At 71.6% G+C, this 5,433-nt stretch carries 6 protein-coding genes; 4 read left to right on the top strand and 2 right to left on the bottom strand.

The annotated features are described in order from the left end of the window. On the top strand, positions 1 to 712 hold a 712-nt coding region (locus RMN98_RS01695), incomplete at its 5' end, for a glutathione S-transferase C-terminal domain-containing protein (RefSeq protein WP_309647070.1). On the opposite strand, the gene RMN98_RS01690 is transcribed toward RMN98_RS01695, so the two are convergent. Continuing rightward, complete coding sequence (locus RMN98_RS01690) at positions 713 to 2,014, bottom strand: family 43 glycosylhydrolase (protein WP_309647069.1); 1,302 nt, start codon at positions 2,012 to 2,014, stop codon at positions 713 to 715. It lies immediately after the preceding gene. 153 nt (positions 2,015 to 2,167) lie between these two features. Between RMN98_RS01690 and RMN98_RS01685 the strand changes: the two genes are divergently transcribed. After that, complete coding sequence (locus RMN98_RS01685; protein ID WP_309647068.1) at positions 2,168 to 3,112, top strand: cation diffusion facilitator family transporter; 945 nt, start codon at positions 2,168 to 2,170, stop codon at positions 3,110 to 3,112. Between the two features lie 16 nt (positions 3,113 to 3,128). Here RMN98_RS01685 and RMN98_RS01680 read toward each other — a convergent pair whose 3' ends face one another. Continuing rightward, positions 3,129 to 3,578 (bottom strand): SRPBCC family protein, encoded by a 450-nt coding sequence (locus RMN98_RS01680; protein WP_309647067.1) that lies wholly within the window; start codon positions 3,576 to 3,578, stop codon positions 3,129 to 3,131. A gap of 233 nt (positions 3,579 to 3,811) precedes the next feature. On the opposite strand from RMN98_RS01680, the gene pdhA reads away from it, so the two are divergent. Both pdhA and RMN98_RS01670 read left to right on the top strand, forming a co-directional pair. Continuing rightward, positions 3,812 to 4,951, top strand: a complete 1,140-nt coding sequence (pdhA, locus tag RMN98_RS01675) for a pyruvate dehydrogenase (acetyl-transferring) E1 component subunit alpha (protein WP_309647071.1) — start codon at positions 3,812 to 3,814, stop codon at positions 4,949 to 4,951. Next, on the top strand, positions 4,951 to 5,433 hold a 483-nt coding region (locus RMN98_RS01670; protein WP_397208556.1), incomplete at its 3' end, for an alpha-ketoacid dehydrogenase subunit beta. The genes pdhA and RMN98_RS01670, both read left to right, overlap by 1 nt.

The raw sequence follows: 5,433 nt of genomic DNA, 5'->3' as shown, positions 1-5,433 counted from the left end.
CCCGACCCACGACGCCCGCAGCTGGACCTTCGACCTCGACCCGGGCGGGCGCGACCCGGTGCTCGGGATCGAGCGGCTCCAGGAGGCCTACGTCAAGCGCTTCCCCGGCTACGACCGTGGCATCACGGTGCCGGCGATCGTAGAGGAGAGCAGCGGTGAGCTGGTCACCAACGACTTCCCGTGGATCACCCACGACTTCTTCTTCGAGTGGCGCGAGCACCACCGCGACGGCGCGCCGGACCTGTGGCCCGAGCACCTCCGCGAGGAGATGGACGAGGTCATGCAGCGGGTCTTCACCGAGGTCAACAACGGTGTCTACCGGTGCGGCTTCGCGGGGTCGCAGAAGGCCTACGAGGCGGCGTACGACCGGCTCTGGGCGACCCTGGACTGGCTCGAGGAGCGGCTGGCCGACCGGCGCTACCTGATGGGGGCGGCGATCACCGAGGCCGACGTGCGGCTCTTCACGACGCTGGCCCGTTTCGACGCGGTCTACCACGGCCACTTCAAGTGCAACCGGGTCAAGCTGACCGAGATGCCGCACCTGTGGGGCTACGCGCGCGACCTCTTCCAGACGCCGGGCTTCGGGGACAACACCGACGTCGAGCAGATCAAGCAGCACTACTACCTCGTGCACTCCGACATCAACCCGTCCGGGGTCGTGCCGGCGGGGCCCGACCCGGCCGTGTGGCTGACGGCCCACGGCCGGGGCTGATCACCCCTCGCGCAGCCCCAGGGGCAGCGGGAGCGGGAGGAGCGGCCCGGGTCCGTCGTCGTCAGGGTCCGGCGCTGGCTGCTGCTGGCCTGGCGGGCGCTGCTTCTTGCCCTTCGACGGCTTCACGAAGCGGCCCAGGTGCGGGCGGCCGCGCCGGTCCCAGCGCAGTTGGGCGGCGAAGAGCGAGCGCTGGGCGCCGTAGCGCGGGGCGCGCTGGAGGTCGCCGTGGGGGCAGGACCGCTCGCGACAGGTCCAGGCGTGGAAGAACAGCAGCGACCCGTGGACCACGTCGGCGCCCCCGGGTCCGCACAGCCGGGTGCTGGCGCGCGTGACCAGGGCGCGCGAGCGGACCTTCTTGAGGCCCTGGAGCGTGGGGGCTCGGCGCCAGGTCGTGCGGTAGTTGCAGTCGCCGTAGTAGCCCTGGGAGGTGATCAGCACCCAGCCCTTGCGCTGCTGGATGAGCACCGGGTTCTCGATGACCCCGCGGGCGAAGGCCAGCACCCGGGCCCGGCCGCCCTTGCGGGCGCGCAGTCCGTCACGGGTGAGGCGGACCATCCGGATCGAGGAGGGCGTGCCCTGGGTGCGGTAGAGCAGGTAGCGCGCCCCGTTGCGGGCCTGGTAGCCCTCGGGGTCGATGACGCCGGCGGACTCCTGCGACGGGCTCGGTGGGCGGACCTTGTCGCTCGCCAGCGGAGTGTGCGCCCTCCGTGGGCAGGTGATCGGGCGGTGCTTGGGACGGAACTTCTTCAGCGGGCTGCTGGCCACGGCCACCCCGATGCAGCGCCCCAGCGGACCGAGGCCGCCGGCGGGGGCGGCGAAGTAGAGCAGGAACTTGTTCTTCTTGACCTGCACGATGTCGGAGGCCCAGATGTTGCGCCCGGTCGCCCACGGGGGCAGCCGCTTGAGGGCGCTCCCGCGGTCGCGCCACGGCCCGGCCACGGAGGTCGCGATCGAGCGCGGCGCCAGCGAGCCAGTGCCGATCGCGACGTAGCGGCCGCGGTAGGCGAAGCCGGTCGGGTCCGGCATCTCGGTGTGGCGGAAGAGCGGCTGGCCCCTGCGGCCCGGGTGCCCCTGGGTGACCCGGCTGGCCAGCGGGTGGCGCGGGAAGGCCAGGCGCAGCGTCAGGCCGCTCCCCGGGCCGTTCCCAGCGCGGGCCGAGGTCGCCGCCGCGGTCGACGGCGTGCTGCCCACGGTCAGCAGGGTGGCGGTCAGGGCGGTCAGCAGCGCCAACGCGACGGACAGCGACAGGCGTCGGGCAGGGGGTCGGGCAGGGGGTCGGGCAGGGGGTCGAGCAGGGGACACCGACGGGTCCTTCCTCACCGGGGGAGCACGAAGTGGAGCACAGGGTCGACCAGCTGGGGCGGGGACGTCCCGGGAGTGCCCGTTCCGTGATGCCTTCGTGATCCATCGGCAGCGGTCGGGGACAATGAAGCCACGTCACCGAGGAGAACAACGATGAAGCACGGCCATGGACACGGGCACGGGTCCGGCCACGGACCGGGGCACGCCGCGGGTCGCGCTTCCGACCGTCGACGGCTGCGCCAGGTCCTCGTCGTCACGAGCACCGTGCTGGTCGTGGAGCTGGTCGGCGCCTGGCTCACCGGCTCCCTCGCGCTCCTCGCCGACGCGGGGCACATGGCCACCGACGCCGGCGCCGTGGTGCTCGCGCTCGGGGCGTCGTACGTCGCAGGCCTGCCCGGCGGACCGCGCTCGACGTTCGGCTACCACCGCGCCGAGATCCTCGCCGCGATGCTCAACGCCCTGGTGCTGCTGGGGGTCTGCGCCTACATCGGCTACGCCGGCATCGCCCGGCTGACCGACCCGGCCGAGATCGAGGCGGGCGCGATGATCGGCTTCGCGGTGGTCGGCCTGCTGGCCAACGGTGTGTCGATGGCGATCCTGAGCCGCTCGGAGACCGGCTCGCTCAACCTGCGCGGCGCCGCCAACGAGGTCTTCGCCGACCTGCTCGGCTCCGTCCTCGTCGTCATCGCCGGTGTCGTCATCCTCACCACCGGCTGGGACCGTGCCGACGCGGTCGCCTCTCTGGTGATCGCGGTGATGATCCTGCCGCGCTCGCTGGTGCTGTTGAGGGACTCGGCGGTCATCCTGCTCGAGATCGCCCCGGCGGGGCTCGACCTGACCGACGTGCGGGTGCACCTGGCGGGGGTGCCCGGCGTCGTGGACGTCCACGACCTGCACGCCTGGACGATCACCAGCGGCATCCCCAGCCTCTCGGCCCATGTCACCGTCACCGACCAGGCCCTGGCCGAGCGCGGGGTCGGCGCGATCCTCGACGACCTGTGTGCGTGCGTCGCCGAGCACTTCGAGGTGCGGCACGCGACCTTCCAGGTCGAGCCGCTCTCCCACGAGGCCCACGAGGACCTCGGCGAGCTGCACTGACGCGTGCGGGGAACTGTCAGGCCTTGGCGGCGTCGGCCTCGGCGGCAGCCTTGAGCTTCGCGAGGGTGGCCTCGATGGCGGCCTGGGTCTTCGTGCCCATGGCGAGGTTGAAGCCCACGGCCGCGGGGCCGTAGCGGGTCAGGTCCCACGTCTCGGTGATCTCCGTTCCGCCGTCGGCGGTCGGGGTGAGCTCGTAGCGCCAGCGGTGCAGGCCCTTGTGCCGCCAGGCGATGAGCCGGTCCTGCTCGAACTCGACGACGGTGTTGCCGATCTTGTAGGCCGCGCCCATCTTCATGTCCATGCCGAAGGTCGAGCCGAGCTCGAGACACTGGCCGCTGCCGCGGCTGGCCTTGACGGTGCCCGAGCCGTCGATGCGGGGGTGCTGGGTCGGGTCGGTGAGGATCGCGAAGACGACCTCCGCCGGAGCGCTGGTCGTGATGCTGGCCGTACGGGTGCGGATCGCCATGGGGCGAGCGTAGTGGTGCGCGTGAAGCCCGTCGGCCCCAGGAGCCCGGCGGATTGGCGGCACGGACCGGACGACCGGTAACTTGGGCGGCACAGGAATGTGTCCCCGGTCACAGGTCGCACCACCCATCGCGACCCGCGCCGGACCAACCACCCGGACGACGGCCAACCCGTGCCCCGGGCGAGGAGAAGGAGTCCCACGTGACCCAACAGTCTTCCGGCTTCGGCCCCGACCTGGCGGAGGTCTTCGGGCCCTCGCAGCAGGACGGTGGACCGGAGCTCATCCAGCTCCTCACGCCCGAGGGCGAGCGGGTCCACCACCCGGAGTTCGACCGCGACTTCTCCGCCGAGGAGCTGCGCGGCTTCTACCGCGACATGGTGCTGACCCGGCGCATCGACACCGAGGCGACCGCGCTCCAGCGCCACGGCGAGCTCGGCATCTGGGCCCAGCTGCTCGGCCAGGAGGCCGCCCAGATCGGCGCCGGCCGCGCGCTGCGCCCGCAGGACTACGTCTTCCCGACCTACCGCGAGCACGGCGTCGCCTGGTGCAAGGGCGTCGACCCGCTGCGCCTGCTCGGCCTCTTCCGCGGCGTCGACCAGGGCGGGTGGGAGCCCGACGCGCACAACTTCGCGCTCTACACGATCGTGATCGGCGCCCAGACCCTGCACGCCACCGGCTACGCGATGGGCATGCAGCGCGACGGCGTCGTCGGCACCGGCGACCCCGACCGCGACGCGGCCGTGATCGCCCACTTCGGCGACGGTGCGTCCTCGCAGGGCGACGTCAACGAGGCGTTCATCTTCGCCGCGTCCTACAACGCGCCGGTCGTGTTCTTCTGCCAGAACAACCAGTGGGCGATCTCCGAGCCCATCGAGCGCCAGACCCGCATCCCGCTCTACCAGCGCGCGCTGGGCTTCGGCTTCCCCGGCGTCCGCGTCGACGGCAACGACGTCCTCGCGACGTACGCCGTCACGCAGGCAGCGCTGCAGCGTGCCCGCGACGGCCAGGGCCCGACGTTCGTCGAGGCCTACACCTACCGGATGGGTGCCCACACGACCACCGACGACCCGACCCGCTACCGCCTCTCCGACGACGTCGAGAGCTGGAAGCTCAAGGACCCGATCGCCCGGCTGGAGGTCTACCTGCGCCGCAACGGGCTCGTGGAGAACGACTTCCTCGCCACCATCCAGGCGGAGGCCGACGAGCTCGGCCACACCCTGCGCGAGGGATGCAAGGCGATGCCCGACCCGCAGCCGCTGAGCATGTTCGACCACGTCTACGCCGAGATGACGCCCGAGCTGCAGGCGCAGCGCGACGGCTTCGCGACCTACCTCGACTCCTTCGAGGGCTCTGCCGCTGGGGGGCACCACTGATGGCCACGCAGGACAGCAACCAGAAGATCACCCTCGCCAAGGGCCTCAACATGGGGCTGCGCAAGGCGATGGAGGACGACCCCAAGGTCCTGCTCATGGGCGAGGACGTCGGCAAGCTCGGCGGCGTCTTCCGCATCACCGACGGCCTGCAGAAGGACTTCGGCGAGGACCGCGTCATCGACTCCCCACTGGCCGAGTCCGGCATCGTCGGCACCGCGGTCGGCATGGCGATGCGCGGCTACCGGCCGGTGGTCGAGATCCAGTTCGACGGCTTCGTCTACCCGGCCTACGACCAGATCGTCTGCCAGGTCGCCAAGATGAGCTACCGCTCCAAGGGTCGCTCGAAGATGCCGATGGTCATCCGCATCCCGTTCGGCGGTGGCATCGGCGCGGTCGAGCACCACTCCGAGTCCAACGAGGCCTACTTCGCCCACACCGCGGGTCTCAAGGTGGTCTGCTGCTCCAACGCCGAGGACGCCTAC

The organism is Nocardioides sp. (assembly GCF_031397825.1).
In the GTDB taxonomy this organism is placed as follows: Bacteria; Actinomycetota; Actinomycetes; order Propionibacteriales; family Nocardioidaceae; genus Nocardioides.
Note: the sequence above shows the minus strand (reverse complement) of the source record. Positions and strands in the feature narration are given on the sequence as shown.

Coding starts and splice junctions, on each gene's coding strand:
- RMN98_RS01685 (WP_309647068.1), top strand. CDS start 2,168: ATGAAGCACGGCCATGGACACGGGCACGGGTCCGGCCACGGACCGGGG.
- RMN98_RS01680 (WP_309647067.1), bottom strand. CDS start 3,578: ATGGCGATCCGCACCCGTACGGCCAGCATCACGACCAGCGCTCCGGCG.